The organism is Polaribacter sp. KT25b (assembly GCF_900105145.1).
Taxonomy (GTDB): Bacteria; Bacteroidota; Bacteroidia; order Flavobacteriales; family Flavobacteriaceae; genus Polaribacter.
In genome coordinates this window covers 1,633,933-1,650,955 of the sequence record NZ_LT629752.1, presented here as the reverse complement: position 1 = coordinate 1,650,955, position 17,023 = coordinate 1,633,933, and the positions used below count along the sequence as shown (strand labels likewise).

The 17,023-nt window shown below is 28.3% G+C and carries 13 protein-coding genes; 5 read left to right on the top strand and 8 right to left on the bottom strand.

The features are described 5' to 3' along the window. Positions 1-5: 5 nt before the first annotated feature. From BLT70_RS07020 to BLT70_RS07005, 4 genes are all read right to left on the bottom strand, one after another. Positions 6-353: an OadG family protein gene (locus tag BLT70_RS07020; RefSeq protein WP_172824398.1), complete on the bottom strand. Its 348-nt coding sequence runs from the start codon at positions 351-353 to the stop codon at positions 6-8. An 11-nt stretch (positions 354-364) separates the two neighbouring features. Next, positions 365-1,924, bottom strand: coding sequence for an acyl-CoA carboxylase subunit beta (locus tag BLT70_RS07015; protein WP_091892969.1), 1,560 nt, complete (start codon positions 1,922-1,924; stop codon positions 365-367). Positions 1,925-1,962: 38 nt separating this feature from the next. Then, complete coding sequence (gene mce, locus BLT70_RS07010; protein WP_091892967.1) at positions 1,963-2,370, bottom strand: methylmalonyl-CoA epimerase; 408 nt, start codon at positions 2,368-2,370, stop codon at positions 1,963-1,965. 642 nt (positions 2,371-3,012) lie between these two features. Beyond that, complete coding sequence (locus tag BLT70_RS07005) at positions 3,013-3,216, bottom strand: hypothetical protein (RefSeq protein WP_091892965.1); 204 nt, start codon at positions 3,214-3,216, stop codon at positions 3,013-3,015. 494 nt (positions 3,217-3,710) lie between these two features. Between BLT70_RS07005 and BLT70_RS07000 the strand changes: the two genes are divergently transcribed. The 3 genes from BLT70_RS07000 to BLT70_RS06990 are packed head-to-tail and all read left to right on the top strand — an operon-like array spanning position 3,711 to position 10,557. Beyond that, entirely contained in the window at positions 3,711-7,043 is a 3,333-nt protein-coding gene (locus BLT70_RS07000) for a DUF2126 domain-containing protein (protein ID WP_091892963.1), read from the top strand. 21 nt (positions 7,044-7,064) lie between these two features. After that, complete coding sequence (locus BLT70_RS06995; protein WP_091892961.1) at positions 7,065-9,623, top strand: circularly permuted type 2 ATP-grasp protein; 2,559 nt, start codon at positions 7,065-7,067, stop codon at positions 9,621-9,623. 1 nt (position 9,624) lies between these two features. Then, the gene (locus BLT70_RS06990; protein ID WP_091892959.1) at positions 9,625-10,557 is read left to right on the top strand and encodes a transglutaminase family protein; all 933 of its coding nucleotides are present in this window, start codon (positions 9,625-9,627) and stop codon (positions 10,555-10,557) included. 67 nt (positions 10,558-10,624) lie between these two features. On the opposite strand, the gene BLT70_RS06985 is transcribed toward BLT70_RS06990, so the two are convergent. From BLT70_RS06985 to BLT70_RS06975, 3 genes are all read right to left on the bottom strand, one after another. Next, positions 10,625-11,620, bottom strand: a complete 996-nt coding sequence (locus BLT70_RS06985; RefSeq protein WP_091892957.1) for an alpha-E domain-containing protein — start codon at positions 11,618-11,620, stop codon at positions 10,625-10,627. Positions 11,621-11,626: 6 nt separating this feature from the next. Further along, a complete protein-coding gene (locus tag BLT70_RS06980) occupies positions 11,627-13,093 on the bottom strand; it encodes a circularly permuted type 2 ATP-grasp protein (protein WP_091892955.1) in 1,467 nt (488 codons plus the stop codon). Between the two features lie 375 nt (positions 13,094-13,468). Beyond that, positions 13,469-14,356 carry an EamA family transporter gene (locus BLT70_RS06975; RefSeq protein ID WP_091892953.1) on the bottom strand — a complete coding sequence of 296 codons (888 nt, stop codon included), beginning with the start codon at positions 14,354-14,356 and terminating at the stop codon, positions 13,469-13,471. A 100-nt stretch (positions 14,357-14,456) separates the two neighbouring features. Between BLT70_RS06975 and BLT70_RS06970 the strand changes: the two genes are divergently transcribed. Together BLT70_RS06970 and BLT70_RS06965 are read left to right on the top strand one after the other, a co-directional pair. After that, on the top strand, positions 14,457-15,254 hold the full coding sequence (locus BLT70_RS06970; RefSeq protein WP_091892951.1) for a LytTR family DNA-binding domain-containing protein: 798 nt from the start codon (positions 14,457-14,459) through the stop codon (positions 15,252-15,254). A 93-nt stretch (positions 15,255-15,347) separates the two neighbouring features. Then, complete coding sequence (locus BLT70_RS06965; RefSeq protein WP_091892949.1) at positions 15,348-16,298, top strand: DUF5694 domain-containing protein; 951 nt, start codon at positions 15,348-15,350, stop codon at positions 16,296-16,298. A gap of 72 nt (positions 16,299-16,370) precedes the next feature. On the opposite strand, the gene hisIE is transcribed toward BLT70_RS06965, so the two are convergent. Beyond that, entirely contained in the window at positions 16,371-17,018 is a 648-nt protein-coding gene (gene hisIE, locus BLT70_RS06960; RefSeq protein WP_302847805.1) for a bifunctional phosphoribosyl-AMP cyclohydrolase/phosphoribosyl-ATP diphosphatase HisIE, read from the bottom strand. Between the last annotated feature and the right edge of the window lie 5 nt (positions 17,019-17,023).

The window sequence follows — 17,023 nt, the reverse complement described above, 5'->3', positions numbered from 1 at the left end:
TAAGTTTAAAGTCTATTTTGTATACCGTAAATTTTAGAACTCCAAGGAGAATATAATTTTCTCGCTTGCTTAATAGTTAACACAGCATTTTCATTGTCATGTTGTTCATGAAGATATAAGTGTACTGCTACAGAAATTGCTGCTGCAATTTCTCCTGTAAATTTTTCATCATTTTTTACAGAAATATCTTTAATTTTTTTATCTGATCCTTTTGTAATTATTTTATAGACATAAAGCATTACTGGTAATCCAAACTTAAAGAAAAGAGATAAGGTAAGTAATGCACTAAAAACGATAATTAAACCTGTTAACAAAATAACGTATCCTTCGCTAATTTGATCTATTGCTAGCATTGTATGTATCATTATAATGGAATATTTGAGTGTTTTTTAGGTGGATTTACTTCTTTTTTATTTGATAATAACTCTAAGCCTCTAATAATTCTAAAACGTGTATTTCTAGGCTCGATTACATCATCAATAAAACCATATTTTGCAGCCACATAAGGGTTAGCAAATTTAGTTGTATATTCTTCTTCTTTTTTATCGATGTAATCTTGTTTTTCTTCTGCTCCTTCAATTTTTCTAATATTAGAACCTTCTAAAACCTCAACTGCACCTTTAGCTCCCATAACTGCAATTTCTGCAGTTGGCCAAGCATAATTTAAATCCCCTCGTAATTGTTTACAACTCATCACATCATGTGCACCTCCGTAAGATTTACGTAATGTAATAGTTACTTTAGGCACTGTAGCTTCACCATAAGCAAATAATAATTTAGCACCGTGTAAAATAATACCAGCATATTCTTGTCCTGTTCCAGGTAAGAAACCAGGTACATCAACTAAAGTTACAATTGGAATGTTGAATGCATCACAAAAACGTACAAATCTTGCTGCTTTTCTTGATGCTTCACTATCTAAAACACCAGCATAATATTTTGGCTGATTGGCAACAATACCAACAGAACGACCATTAAAACGAGCAAAACCAACAACAATGTTTCTTGCATAATTTCTATGAACTTCTGTAAATTCTGCATTATCTACAATTGTTGAAATAACATCAACAATATCATAAGGTTGATTAGGGTTTTCTGGAATAATTTCATTTAAAATATCATCTAAACGATCAATAGGATCAGAAGTAGAAATTGTTGGTGGTTCTTCTAAATTGTTTGAAGGTAAGTAACTTATTAATTTTCTAACTAAAAGTAAGTTTTCTTCATCATTTTCTGCTAAGAAATGCGAAACACCAGATTTTGTTGAGTGAATATTAGCTCCTCCTAATTGTTCTGTTGTTACAACTTCACCAGTTACAGATTGTACTACTTTAGGACCTGTTACAAACATATAACTTGTTTGGTCTGTCATAATTGTAAAATCTGTTAATGCAGGCGAATAAACTGCTCCTCCAGCACAAGGTCCTAAAATTGATGAAATCTGAGGAATTACACCAGAAGCCATAATATTACGTTGAAATATCTCCGCATAACCCGCTAAAGATCTCACTCCTTCTTGAATACGTGCTCCTCCAGAATCATTTAATCCGATAACTGGAACACCAATTTTCATTGCCATATCCATTATCTTACATATTTTTAATGCATATGTCTCAGACAATGAACCACCAAATACTGTAAAATCTTGTGCAAATACATACACAATTCTTCCGTCTATAGTTCCGTGTCCAGTAACAACTCCATCAGAAAGGTAAACTTGTTTATCTAATCCAAAAGACTTTGTTCTATGTGTTACAAACATGTCAAATTCCTCAAAACTATCTTCGTCTAAAAGAATATCTATACGTTCTCGTGCTGTTAATTTCCCTTTAGCGTGCTGAGAATCGATACGTTTTTCTCCTCCCCCCATCTTAGCTTGCGCTCTTTTCTCGATGAGTTCGTTAATTTTATCTTGATTTGCCATAAATTTATATATTTGCTTATGTATGCTATTATTTTAAATTATTCTTGTTTTGAACAAAGTTCTGTAAGAACACCTAATGTTGATTTTGGATGTAGAAAGCCAATATTTAAACCTTCTGCCCCTTTTCTAGAAACCTTATCAATTAAAGTAACACCTCTTTCTTCTGCCTGTTTTAAAGCTTTTGTTGCACTATCTACTGCAAATGCAATGTGGTGAATTCCTTGTCCTTTTTTGGCAATAAATTTACCAATAGGTCCATCTGGATAAGTACTTTCTAATAATTCAATTTTTGTGCTACCAACCATAAAAAAAGCAGTTTTTACTTTTTGATCTGCAACTTCTTCAACAGAATAACATTTTAACCCTAAAACTTCTTCATAATATTTTATGGATTCTTCTAAGTTTTCAACTGCTATGCCTAAATGTTCAATATGTGAAATATTCATAATTATTTATATAAATTTTATTGTTATTTTTCTAATATGATAATGTTGGGTAACAAAATTAAAAGAAATCATATTTTAAAGATATGATGAATGTCATATAATTATTTAAACTACTAAAACGATTTAGCTATCATAAAAACCAGCAAATCAAATACTTAAACAATAAAAAAACACTTTTACATTCTTGTTTATTTTAATTAAAGGAAATAAAATCCATTAAAAGTTAGTTTTTTATAAAGTAAAATAGTAAGACAGTTTTTACAGAATTCAATTTTACAAACGATACTTTTTTATAGTTTTTTTTACATAAAAAAATGCCATTTCTTTTCAGAAATGGCACCGTACTTTAATTAAAGTTATTTTCTTTTTTTACATAAAATTTAAACCGGTATTTACTTACTTAAACAATGTAAAGTTCCAAAGCCCCAAATTAAATCGATATATTTATACCTAAAATTTCTCTTTTAGGAAAACAATCAACTATAATATTTAAAGCAACTCTATCATTACCGTCATTAAAAGCAGTCACTAAAGCACAATTTACTAGCCTCAAAAAAAATAATTATAAAATAAAAAACGTTGTAATTATACTTTTAAAAGTAAAATTACAACGTGTATATTTAATCTAAAAATTAGAAAACCTTAACAAGTATAATGGAATTTCTTTTTCTTTTTTGTGTAACTTTTTAAAATACCCATATCTTCAAGTTCGTCCATAACATTATATAGCACTAATATTAAAGAAATATTTTCAACTTTTTGTAAAATTTGAAAACTAGTTAAGTGTTGATTTTCTAAAGCTTTTAAAACTGTAATTTGATTGTTTGTTAAGTGTGTCTGATTCATGATAATTTAATTTTTACACTATAAATTTAGAGATTCTATTACCTTAAATTAAAAGAATTAGACAAATAAGCATTATAATAATATCAATTGCTTTTTATTATAGTTGAATGGTAATTTCTTATATATTTTTAATAATGTCTGATAAGTTCTTTTTTAGGTTGAGCTTACATCTTTTTAATTAGGTATTTATTGATTTAACACAATACTCCTAAAATTATTATCTATTCTACAATAAAGCATTAAATTATATTCTAAATAACAAATATTTTTCATTAAATTATTAGTAAATTTATAAAAATTAAAAATTATTTATTTTATTTGTTTCAAACAATATAATAAATATTTGATAAGAGTCTCATAAATCATTTTTTATCAATTTTATACATGAATTTAGCATATAATTTAACTAAATTTGTCGGCATTTTTAAAATTTGATTTTATTCACAAAAAAATCAAAAACTTACTTTGCAAATTGCAAAACAACACAATAATATATGGCTTTAAAAATTGTAATATCGCACAAAACTACCTATAAATATGATCGTAAAGTATCTTTATCTCCTCATATTTTTAGATTAAGACCTGCACCACATTCACGTACACCAATAGAATCTTACTCTATAAAGATTACTCCAGAAAATCAGTTTTTTAACTGGCAACAAGATCCATTTGGTAACTATGTGGCAAGATTAGTTTTTCCTGATAAAACTGATGAAATGTCTATTGATGTTGAGATTATTGCAGATTTAAAAACCATAAATCCTTTTGATTTCTTTATTGAAGAATATGCAGAAGAATATCCTTTTAAATATACAGAAACAACAAAGAAAGAGCTTCAACCTTATTTAGAAATTACAGATAAAGGTAAGTTATTAGAAGCTTTTTTAAAGACTTTAGATTATACACCTAGAAAAACTATTTATTTTTTAATTGACATCAATCAGAAAATTTATGAGTTTTTAAATTATAATATTAGAATGGATCCAGGTGTACAAACCTGTGAAGAAACGCTAAGTCAAAAAAATGGCTCTTGTAGAGATTATGCTTGGTTATTTGTGCAAACTTTGCGTCATTTAGGATTTGGTGCTCGTTTTGTCTCTGGATATTTAGTGCAATTAAAATCTGATGAAAAATCATTAGACGGTCCTTCTGGTCCAGAAGAAGATTTTACAGATTTACATGCTTGGGCAGAAGTTTATTTGCCAGGTGCAGGTTGGATTGGTTTTGATGCAACATCAGGCCTTTTAGCTGGTGAAGGTCATATTCCGTTAGCTTGTACGCCTTCTTTTGAAAGTGCAGCACCAGTATCTGGAATGACAGATAAATGTGAAACTGAGTTTTTCTTTGAAAATAAAGTAACCAGAATTTTTGAATCTCCAAGAGTTACAAAACCTTATGTAGAAGAGCAATGGAATGAAATTTATAAACTAGGAAATAAAGTAGAAAAGCAACTACAAAAACGTGATGTTCGTTTAACAATGGGTGGCGAACCAACTTTTGTTTCTATTGATGATTTAGAATCTCCAGAATGGAATACAGCTGCAGATGGACCTCATAAAAGAAAATTAGGAGCTGATTTAGCAAAGCGATTATACGATAAATTTGGTAATGGAGCAGTTTTACATCATGCGCAAGGAAAATGGTATCCTGGAGAACCTTTACCTAGATGGCAGATAGAAATTTGTTGGCGTAAAGATGGAAGACCTATTTGGTATGACAGAAAATATTTATCTTCTTATGCAGAAAATACTTTTGTTCCACAAAATACAGACAAGCTTTTTTTAGAAACTCTTTCTAAATATTTAAGAGTTTCTACAGAACATATTATGCCTGCTTTTGAAGATCCTTTTTATTATTTATGGGAACAAGGAAATTTACCTATAGATATTAATCCAGAAACGGATAAAGACAGTTCTTTAGCTCGTAAAAAATTACATGATATTTATGAAAATGGAACTTCAAATCCTGTTGGATATCTTCTTCCTTTAAATAAAACTGAAGGAAAATGGTTTACCAGTGAATGGACTTTTAGAAGACAACATATATTTTTAACGGCAGGAAATTCACCAATGGGATTAAGATTACCATTAAACTCTTTGATGTCTAAACCAGAGCATGAAATATTTCCTGTTTATGAGCCAGATATGTTCTCTAAAAAGAAACGTTTGCCTAGCTTTAAAAACATTGTTAAAGAAAGACATCAACAGTTTCTAGATCACGGATTGGAGCATAATATGCCAAATTATTTTGTACGTACGGCAATTTGTGCAGAAATTAGAGAAGATAAATTATATTTATTTTTACCACCATTAGAATCAGCAGAAACATTTTTAGATTTAATTGCTGCAATAGAACTTACAGCAAGAGAATTAAATATTCCTGTTATTATGGAAGGTTATGACCCACCAAAAGATAACAGATTAGAATCACTTAAAATTACTCCAGATCCTGGTGTAATTGAAGTAAATGTGCATCCTGTTACAAACTGGGAAGATTTATGTAAAAACACTTTTACCTTTTATGAGCAGGCAAAACTATCTCGTTTAGGTACAGAGAAGTTTATGTTAGATGGTAAACATACAGGAACTGGTGGAGGAAATCACGTTACTTTAGGAGGTACAAGTCCTAAAGATAGCCCACTTTTACGTAAACCAAGTTTACTAAGAAGTTTATTAACTTTTTGGCAACATCACCCCGGATTAACCTATTTATTTTCGGGTTCGTTTGTTGGGCCAACAAGTCAAGCGCCAAGAATTGATGAAGCTCGTTTAGAAAATTTATACGAATTAGAAATTGCTTTTAGTCAAATTCCTAAAGGTGAAGAAGTTCCTTTTTGGTTAACAGATAGATTGTTTAGACATTTATTAACCGATTTAACTGGTAATACACACAGAGCAGAATTTTGTATTGATAAATTATATTCTCCAGATTCTTCTACCGGAAGATTAGGAATTTTAGAATTACGTGGTTTTGACATGCCTCCTCATCCACAGATGAGTTTAGTGCAAATGTTATTGGTTAGAACTTTAGTAGCTTGGTTCTGGAAAAAACCTTACGAACATAATTTAGTAAGATGGGGAACAGAATTACATGATAAATTTTTAATTGAACATTATGTAAGAGAAGATATTAAAGATATTGTAGAGCAACTAAATAGAGCTGGTTATGCATTTAAAGAAGATTGGTTTAATCCATTTTTTGAGTTTAGATTTCCGCTTCACGGAATGGTAGAAATTAATAATATTCATTTAGAATTAAGAGCTGGCATAGAGCCTTGGAATGTTTTAGGAGAAGAAATGACTGGTGGAGGAACTGCTAGATATGTTGATTCTTCTTTAGAAAGATTACAAGTAAAAGTTACCGATTTTAATGAAGATCGTTTTGTATTAAGTTGTAATGGCGTAAAAGTACAATTAAAAAGTACCGGAGTAAAAGGACAATATGTTGCAGGTGTTAGATATAAAGCTTGGGATCCGTATTCTGCTTTACATCCAACAATTCCTGTTGATACGCCACTTGTTTTTGATATTGTTGATACCTGGAATAAACGATCAATTGGAGGTTGTACTTATTTTGTAGCACATCCAGGAGGAAGAAGTTATGAAGAATATCCTGTTAATAGCTATGAAGCAGAATCAAGAAGAATTAATCGTTTCTGGGAATTTGGACATACACAAGGAGAAATAGACCCTGTAGAAAACATAAACCCAAATACAGAAAGCACCAACAGAACTGTAGAAGAAAATACCAGTTCTAAACGATTTAAATTTAAGGAATTACCAGTTAATTTTGAATTTCCTTACACCTTAGATTTAAGAAAAAAATAAGGACTAAACATCCTACATTTTATGGAGATAGATACAAAGTCAATGATTCATGATTACTTTAAAAATAAAAGTAAATATGATGAATTATTAACATCCAAGATGGATATTAAATCTGATTGGAATGAATTGTTAGATAATTTATTAAAAATTGGTCCTAAAAAACTAGCTTCTAAACAAGCTGACATTAATTGGCTTTTAGCAGAAAATGGTGTTACATATAATGTTTACAATGATCCTAAAGGATTAAATAGACCTTGGTCTTTAAATGTTGTACCTTTTTTAATTCATCAAAAAGAATGGAATTTAGTTGAGAAAGGAATTCAACAAAGATCAGAAATTTTAAATCTTATTTTAAAAGATTTATATGGTAAACGTGAGTTACTTAAAAACGGAATTATTCCGCCAGAAGTAATTTATGCACATCGTGGTTTTTTGCGTTCTTGCGATCAAATAGAATATAAAACAGAAAAACAACTTTTAATTCATGCCGTAGATTTGGCTAGAGGTCCAGATGGTAGAATGTGGGTTGTAAACGACAGAACACAAGCGCCTTCTGGAATGGGTTATGCGTTAGAAAACAGATTTTCTATCAGTAAAACTATTCCAGAAATATTTGAAAATATAAACGTAAAACAACCTTCTACTTTTTTTAATGATTTTAATCAATTATTATTAAATGTTGCGCCATCGAATGTAGAAAATCCTAAGGTTGTTATTTTAACTCCTGGACCTTTAAATGAAACCTATTTTGAGCATTCTTATTTGTCATCATTTTTAGGATATCCTTTAGTTAAAGGAAATGATTTAGTAGTAAGACATGGTAAAGTTTGGTTAAAGTCTTTAAAAGGATTAAAGCAAGTTGACGTTATTTTAAGACGTGTAGATGATAGTTTTATGGATCCTTTAGAGTTAAGAGAAGATTCATATTTGGGAGTTGCTGGTTTATTAGAAGCAGTTCGCTTACAAAATGTAGCTATTGTAAACCCTATAGGAAGTGGTGTTTTAGAAAACCCTGCGTTAATTCCGTTTATGGAAAATATTTGTAAGTATTTTTTAAACGAAAAATTAATTTTACCTCAAATTGCTTCTTGGTGGTGTGGACAAGAAAAAGAGAGAAAACATGTGTTAGAAAATTTAGCATCTTATGTTGTAAAAAGAATTGATAGATCTCATAGAGAAAGTATCTATTTCTGTGAATTTTTAAATAAAGAAGAGCTTAAAGAATTAACTGATGAAATTTTAGAAAACCCAACTAATTTTGTTGCTCAAGAAAAAATATCTTTTTCTACTGCACCTAACTTTGTGAACGAACAACTAGAACCACGTAAAATTTTATGTCGCTCTTTTTCTATTGCTAAGAAAGATACTTATAGTGTAATGCCTGGTGGTTTAGTTAGGGTTGCAGCAGAACGCGAAGAATTATTTGTTTCAAATCAACGAGGCGGAACAAGTAAAGATCTTTGGGTTATTAGTGATGATAGTCAAAATTATTTACAAAATTATTCTTGGAATAAAATGAATACTAATCAATCATTAAGTATAAATGATGTGCCAAGTTATACAGCAGAAAATTTATTTTGGTCTGGTAGATATTTAGGTAGAACCTTATTTACTGCAAGATATTTACGAATGGTTTTAAACCAAATGACACATGTACAATATAATACAGACAGAAAATCTGAATCTGAAAGTTTAAAAATACTATTTCAATCAATTACAAATATAACTTCTACATTTCCTGGTTTTACAGGTGAAAACGAAGAAGAAGCTTTAAAAAATCCTTTAAAAGAAATTATAGCAGTTGCTTTAGATGAACAAAAAATAGGAAGTTTTGCACAATCTTTACAAAGCTTTAATTTCTCTTATTATTCATTAAGAAATTTATGGTCTAGAGATATGTGGCGCGTTTTTGATGGAATTCAAAAACAACTAAAAAAAGTAAAAGAAGAAAAGAATTATTCTATGAATTCTTTATCGGTTTTCTTTGATAAAATGATTACCAGATTAATTGCTTTTATGGCACTTACCGAAGAAAGTATTTTGGTAAGACATGGATTGTTACTCTATTTTCTTGGTTTACAAATAGAACAAGCTTCTATGACTATAGAGAAATTTAGATCGCTAATTATTGTAAATTATGATGAAGAATTAGAGTACGAAATTTTAGAATCACTTTTAACAAGTCATGAAAGTTTAAATATTTACAGATACAGTTATAGTTCTTATTTAAGTATAAAAAATGTAATTAAATTATTACTTTTAGATACAGAATATTCGAGATCTTTAATGTATCAAATTAAAAGAATTAAAAAAGATATCTATAAATTACCAAACACAAATTCTAAAACGGAATTAACTCAATGTCAAGAAAACATAGAGGCAGTTCTTTTAAAAATACAAAGTTTAAATATTGAAGAAATGTTAGAAATTGATACAAATTCTAATATGCGCAAAAAACTAGACACTTTACTGTCTGATTTAAGTGATTTATTGCACACAACTTCTTTATCTATTTCAGATACATATTTTAACCATTCTCAACAACAAAAGCAGTTGGTGGATAGAAAAATTTCTAATTAATATGATTTTTGATCTTTGGCATAAAACAAAATATAGTTATGAAAATGGAGCTTCATTTTGTCATAACATTACAACCTTAAAACCTAGAAGTTTTAAAGGTCAAGAGCTTTTAGAATACAAATTAGAAATTAGCCCTACTCCTACTGATATTTCTGAAAGACTCGATTTTTTTGGAAACACAGTTACTCGTTTTTCAATTCAGCAAAATCATAAAGAACTTATTGTAATTGCAAGAAGTAAAGTTTCAAGAGATTATAATTTGCAAATAGAAAATGATAATGCTTTAGAAGGAAAAAAAATAACTATAGAAAAAGCTTTACAACTTTTAAAAGAAGTTAATACAGAAACTATAGAAGCCAGACAATTTGTATTGTTTTCTCCTTTAATTTCTGATTTTAGTGAAGATATTAAAGAATATGCCGCAAAATCTTTTAAACCAGAAAGATCTCTATTTGAAGCTTCTCACGAATTAATGGAACGTATTTTTACTGATTTTGATTTTGATCCAGAATTTACAACCATTGCTACTCCGTTAAAAGAAGTACTGAAAGAGAAAAAAGGAGTTTGTCAAGATTTTGCGCAAATAGCAATTGCTTGTGTTAGATCTATGGGATTACCTGCTAGATATGTAAGTGGATATATAGAAACATTGCCACCTCCAGGAAAAGAAAAGTTAATAGGAACTGATGCTTCTCATGCTTGGTTTTCTGTATTTATTCCAACTTATGGTTGGATAGATTTCGACCCAACAAATAATCAAATTCCTAAAAATCAACACATTGTTGTTGCTTATGGTAGAGATTATTATGATGTACCACCTTTAAAAGGTGTTATTTATAGTACTGGAAAAAGTGAAATGGATGTTGCTGTAGATTTAAGACCAGCAAAATCATATCAAACTCAAAATTCAGGTCAATCACAAAGTCAAACTTAATCTAAGATAAAAAAAATGTGCATTTTGAATTAATTTTCAAAATGCACAATATATATTTTCTATAATTTTATCTTTGTACTTGTTTTTGCAATTGTTTTGTAGATGCTACAACATCAGAAATATTAAAATAATTACTTTCTAGTTTATCTGCAATTAATATTAGATGATCAATTAAATCGCCCGTAAAAACCTCTAAACTTTCATCGATATCCTCTATTAGTTTATAATCAAATTCTGCTTTCATTTTACCAATTAAAAATGCTGCGGAATCATTTTCAACATATTTATTAATAGAAATAATATTAATGTATTTATCAATTTGAATTAAACAGTTTTTTATAGATCTTGGACATTTTGAACTTAGTATTAAAAACTCTAAAGTTGATGTTCTTACCGGAGTTTTTTTGTAAGATCTACGCATCATATCATAAGTAGAAACACATTTTAATAATGTTGCCCATTGGTAACTTCCATCAATTTCATCGCCATGAATAACTTTTGCAGCGGCTGCATCACTTAATTTAGAATTTATAATTCTAGAAACTTGTAAAGCTCTTTCAATATAAACCCCTAGCATAATAATTGCATAAACTTCATCATGTAAAAGTGTACTTTCAATTTTACTTCTAACTTCGGATGCAGATTGTATTGCTAAAGATGTAAAATCATGTAAACCACTTTTTACAAATTTATCAGCCGGATATCCTTTAATTGTATGGCTAATTTTATTAATACATTCAAATAACTCTGTAGAAATTAAATCTCTAGAACTCCTTGCGTTTTCGTGTGCATTTGTAAATGCATTTAAAATTGAATACGGTTTATCTGGGTTTAACCCCACATTATATAAAACCTCTTCTTCATCTAAAATCATATCAGAATCCATGATTTCATTGGCAGACATATACATTGTAGATCTTAAAACAAATTGTCTAGATCTAGATAATTCGTCTGGTGCATCTAAAGATGTAAAGTAATTAACGCTTAAAAAACGGGCTAAATGTTCTGTGCGTTCTATATATCTTCCCATCCAAAAAAGATTATTGGCTACTCTTGCTAACATATAATTTTATTTTTTTAAAACCCAAGTATCTTTTGAGCCTCCACCTTGTGATGAATTTACTATTAAATTTCCTTTTTTAAGTGCAACTCTCGTAAGACCTCCTTTTAATACAAAGTCTATATCTTTTCCTAATAAAGTAAACGTTCTTAAATCTACGTGCCTAGACTCAAAAGATTCATTTTCTTCTATATAAGTTGGATGTGTAGATAAAGACAAAATAGGTTGTGCAATATATTTTCTTGGTTCTTCTAAAATTGTTTTTTTAACAGTTTCAATTTCTTCTTTTGTAAGTTTATTACCTATAGAAATTCCATATCCACCAGATTCATCAACGGGTTTTATAACTAATTTATCTATATTTTCTAATACATATTTTAAATCATCTTTTCTGCTACAATGATAAGTATGTACATTATTTAAAATAGGTTCTTCATCTAAATAATACTTAATAATTTGTGGCATATATGTATAAACCGCTTTGTCATCTGCAACACCAGTTCCGGGAGCATTTATCAAAGTAACATTTCCTTTAGTATATGCAGCAAATAAACCAGGAACTCCTAACATAGAATCTTTTTTAAATACTAAAGGATCTATAAATAAATCATCTACTCTTCTATAAATTACGTCTACTTTTTCTGGACCATAAATGGTTCTCATATACACAAAATCGTTTTCTACAAAAAGATCTCTTCCTTCTACCAAAACAACACCCATTTGTTTTGCTAAAAAAGAATGCTCATAATAAGCAGAATTATAAACTCCGGGAGTTATAATAACACAAACTGGTGCATCTACACCTTTTGGTTTTACAGACTCCATAGTTTCTAATAATTTAGAGCCATAGTCTACAACTGTATGTGCATTATATTGATTAAAAACACCAAAAAGTGTGTGTTTTACAGCATTTCTGTTTCCAACAACATAACTTACACCAGAAGGACATCTAATATTATCTTCTAAAACATAATAATTACCATCAGAATGTTTTATTAAATCTGTACCAGAAATATGATTATAAATTCCTTCAGGAGGATTTACACCAACCATTTGTGGTAAAAAATTAACAGATGATTTAATTAAATCTGCAGGAACAATACCTTGTTTAATTATTTTTTGATCGTGATATAAATCCCAAAGAAAAAGATTTAATGCTTTACTTCTTTGTAAAACTCCTTTTTCTATAGTTCTCCATTCTTTATTATTTATAATTCTTGGAAATAAATCAAAAGGAAAAATCTGTTCTTTTACTTCTTTTTCACCATACACTTGAAAAGTAATTCCTAAGTTAAAAAATGATGCTTTTGCTTGTGCATTTAAACGATCATATTCTTCTACAGAATAACTACTAAATAAATCATAAAGAGTTTTATAAATTTCTCTTACCTCATTATTTTGACTAAATAACTCGTCGTATAGTTTAGGGTTAAACTCATAGGTAGAAAATAGCGGTAGTTTATTAGTGTCTTTCAAATTTTAAATTTTAGTAAATATAAAATACTTCTGTTAAAATAATAATTATTTTTAAAATATATAATGATTTTTATATAAATAGTTTTATGATAATTCATTTTTTACACTTATCGTAAAAATTGGCACTCATTTTTTTAAATATATAATTCAACTTTTAAAAGGAAACTTATTTAGCTAGTTTTATCCATTAAATTTACTATAATAAAGTAACTAATACCATCTATCATTAGATGTTTTTAAATTAATTATAAAAACATTATACTATACTTAAAAAATAATGTGTTAGATTTATAGAAGAAAACTATAAGTGCATTGTATTTTTAAAAGAGTTAATTTAAATTGTTAGAGAATATTTACTAAACACCTTTATTATTTCTATTGTCTTTTTCTTGAAGTAATAAAATAAACACCAGTTAATAACACTACAGAAGCTACAATAGATTGGGTTGTAAATTCTTCATCTAAAAAATACCATCCTAAAAACAGCGCTATTACAGGATTTACATATGCTGAAGTTGACACTTTCTCTGGTGATACAATTTTTAGTAAATAATTGAAAGATGTAAAGGCAAAAATACCACCAAAAACAATCAAAAAAAGCAAAGAAGCTTGAACTTTAAAACTCCAAAGTGTTGGTTTAATCCATTCTTCATCAAACCCTAAACTGGCAATTATTAATAAAAATCCAGCCATAATCATCTGATAACCTGTACTTACAAAAAAGTTTTTTGGCAAATCTGCTTTTGACACAAAAACGCTTCCATAACTCCAACTTAAAACACAAGAAAACATCATAAAAATACCTAAAAGACTTTCTTCAGAAATAGTAATTTCTGATTGACTTACCAATAAATACATACCAAAAAAACCTAATACAATACCAATAACAGATTTTTTTTGCATTTTCTTCTGATCTATTAATCGCATTAGCAACAACACAAAAAGTGGCTGTGTTGCTGCTAAAAGTGCAGCAAATCCAGAATCTACATATTTTAAAGCCCAAACAAAAACCCCATTTCCATAAACCAAAAATAAAAAACCAGATATAACAGTATTTAACAATTGTTTTTTAGTAATTATTAAAGATTTTTTAAGTGATTTAGCAATAAGCATAATTAAAAATCCAGCCGTTAAAAAACGAATGGAGGCCAAAAAAAATGGAGGTAATTCGGTAACTGCAATTTTATTAAATAGATAGGTAGACCCCCAAATAACATAAATGGCTACAAAGGCTATAACAACTAACGCTTTAGAGTTTTTCAAATATTTCTTTTTAAAGAACAAACTTACTGTTTATATTTTCTTTTTATTATAAAAATTATAAATGTTTTATATTTGAAATTATTTACTTTAATAAAAACAATTGAATAAAAAATATCCTTTTGATCCTTTAGTAAAACATCATTTAATTATTGCTTTTGGTTTAGCTCTATGGATTTTTGTTTTCCTTTATTTTACAAACCCTTTAGATGTTTCTGAATTTAATGAATCAGAAAAACTAATCTATTTACCTTTATATGGTTTATTAGGTGCTTTTTGCTACTCATTATTTTTACCAATTCAGCATTTTATATATCAGAAAAACAACAAAAATTGGTTTGTAAAATCTGAAATATTATTCTTTTTGATATTCATTTTAATAAGTACAATAATAGCAAGAGCATTTTATTTATATGTAATTGTTCTTGGTGAACCAAATCCATATACTTTATGGTATTATTTAAAAACGGTTTTATTTCCGGCCTTTACAACTATTTTACCCATTATAATTTTTGGGCGATTTGCTTTAGGCAAATATCATAATAAACAAACTAAAGCTAAAAAAATTGAAATTAAAGGAGAAGGCAATTATGAAGGTCTACGATTATTTTTTAATGATATTATTTGTATACAATCTTCAGATAATTATATCGAAGTATTTTATCTATCAGGAAATGAATTAAAGAAAAACTTAATCAGAAATAAATTATCTGTTATTGCTGATGAATTTCCAGAATTATTAAGAACACATCGTTCTTATTTAATCAACCCTTATCACTTTTTACAATGGAAAACTGAAAAAAGTAAACTCTTTGTTCTTTTATTTCACCACGTAGAAGTACCAGTTTCTAGAACCTATCAAAATAATGTAAAAACCATTTTAAATTCTACCACAGAATAGGTGTATTTCGCCCCAAACACTTATTAATATTGATTTTATTCTGATTTACTTTCTAGTTTTGTCTCAGAAAGTTTAACCACAAAATCTATTATTATGAAGAATCTAATCAAATTTTTAACAGTATTATTAGTATCAGTCTTTACTTTATCAGCACAAAACAAACCACAAGAAATTGTAATTATTGGCACAATGCATACAGTTCCTAAAATTGTAAAAAACAGCTACAAACCAATGTTGAAGTTTGCAAAAAAATACAAACCAGAAGCTATTTATGTAGAATCGCCAATGGCAAATGATTCTATTTCTTGGCAATATTTAAAAAATGGTTGGTCTAAAGGATATCAAAAATTTTACAAATTATCAGATTCTTTACAAAAGAATTTCGATTATAATGATTCGAAATTTAACGCAACAATTAACAAAGATTTCTCTAAAATGACGAATAATGATTTAGATTATTTAATAAAATCTTTTATTTACAAACGAGATAATGGTAATTATGAATTGTATTCTTACCTAAAAAAATATGGTGTAAATGGCGCAAAAAAACCTACAAGACATGAAGACGGAGATTTAACCTATAAGTTAGCCTTATTTATGAATCATAAAAAAGTAATTAATATTGATGATCAACAAACCAATAAAGAATATCATAATGCTTGGAATAAATGTAGTAAAGAAGGTGTTAAAAATGGGAATAACTCTGCAAATTCTAAATTGTACAAAAAGAATTATAACAATGCTATTTTTCCTGCAATTTTTAGAGGTTTAGGTAAACACACTAATAAAAGAAAATCATTACAACAATTACATGACATGGCTTCATTTTCTTATGTTGTAAAAGATACTAAAGGCTGTAAAGAAGGCAGAAAATATTTTGATGAAAGAAATATGAGAATTGCAAAAAATATTTCAAAAGAAGTAATCAAATCAAAAAAAGACAGAAATATTGTTATTATTGGTGCAGCTCATATAATTGGTTTAGAAAAAGAGTTTAAAGAAAACTACCCTAATTTTAAAGTAATTTTAATGAAAGATTATTAAACTTTCTTAAAAAATTAAAAACCCTCACAGTATAAATTGTGAGGGTTTTTAATTTTTAAGTATCAACTAAAATTATTTATGTCTTCCTTTTAATTCTGCTTCAATATCTTTTAAAGTAAAACCTTTTGCTTGTAATAACATCAAATAATGGAACATTAAATCAGCAGATTCGTACAAGAAAAGTTCATCATTATTATCCATTGCCTCAATAACCGTTTCTACAGCTTCCTCTCCTACTTTCTGCGCAACTTTATTAATTCCTTTAGCAAATAAACTTGCTACATAAGATTTCTTAGTATCCTTGTTTGCAACTCTTTCTGTAATTACATCTTCTAATGTAGAAAAGAAACCATAGTTTTGTTTGTTAACTTCTCCCCAACACGTATCTGTTCCTTTATGGCAAGTTGGTCCATTTGGATTTACAGAAACCAACAAAGTGTCATTATCACAATCTAGTTTAATATCTATTAAATTTAACACATTTCCACTTTCCTCACCTTTAGTCCATAAACGATTTTTAGTTCTAGAAAAGAAAGTAACTAATTTAGTTTCTTGTGTTTTTTTGAACGCTTCTTCATTCATATAACCCAACATCAAAACATTTTTTGTTGTTGCATCTTGAATGATTGCTGGTACTAATCCGTCGTTATTTTTATTGAAATCTATATTCATAATTTTCGTTGTTGGTTCTTCGTTTTTGGTCCAATAACTATAAACCAAAAACT

Excerpts from the sequence above, each read along its gene's own strand:
- BLT70_RS06990 (WP_091892959.1), top strand. The coding sequence starts at position 9,625 with ATGATTTTTGATCTTTGGCATAAAACAAAATATAGTTATGAAAATGGA.
- BLT70_RS07000 (WP_091892963.1), top strand. The coding sequence starts at position 3,711 with ATGGCTTTAAAAATTGTAATATCGCACAAAACTACCTATAAATATGAT.
- BLT70_RS07020 (WP_172824398.1), bottom strand. The coding sequence starts at position 353 with ATGCTAGCAATAGATCAAATTAGCGAAGGATACGTTATTTTGTTAACA.
- BLT70_RS06995 (WP_091892961.1), top strand. The coding sequence starts at position 7,065 with ATGGAGATAGATACAAAGTCAATGATTCATGATTACTTTAAAAATAAA.
- BLT70_RS06985 (WP_091892957.1), bottom strand. The coding sequence starts at position 11,620 with ATGTTAGCAAGAGTAGCCAATAATCTTTTTTGGATGGGAAGATATATA.
- mce (WP_091892967.1), bottom strand. The coding sequence starts at position 2,370 with ATGAATATTTCACATATTGAACATTTAGGCATAGCAGTTGAAAACTTA.
- BLT70_RS07005 (WP_091892965.1), bottom strand. The coding sequence starts at position 3,216 with ATGAATCAGACACACTTAACAAACAATCAAATTACAGTTTTAAAAGCT.
- BLT70_RS06965 (WP_091892949.1), top strand. The coding sequence starts at position 15,348 with ATGAAGAATCTAATCAAATTTTTAACAGTATTATTAGTATCAGTCTTT.
- BLT70_RS07015 (WP_091892969.1), bottom strand. The coding sequence starts at position 1,924 with ATGGCAAATCAAGATAAAATTAACGAACTCATCGAGAAAAGAGCGCAA.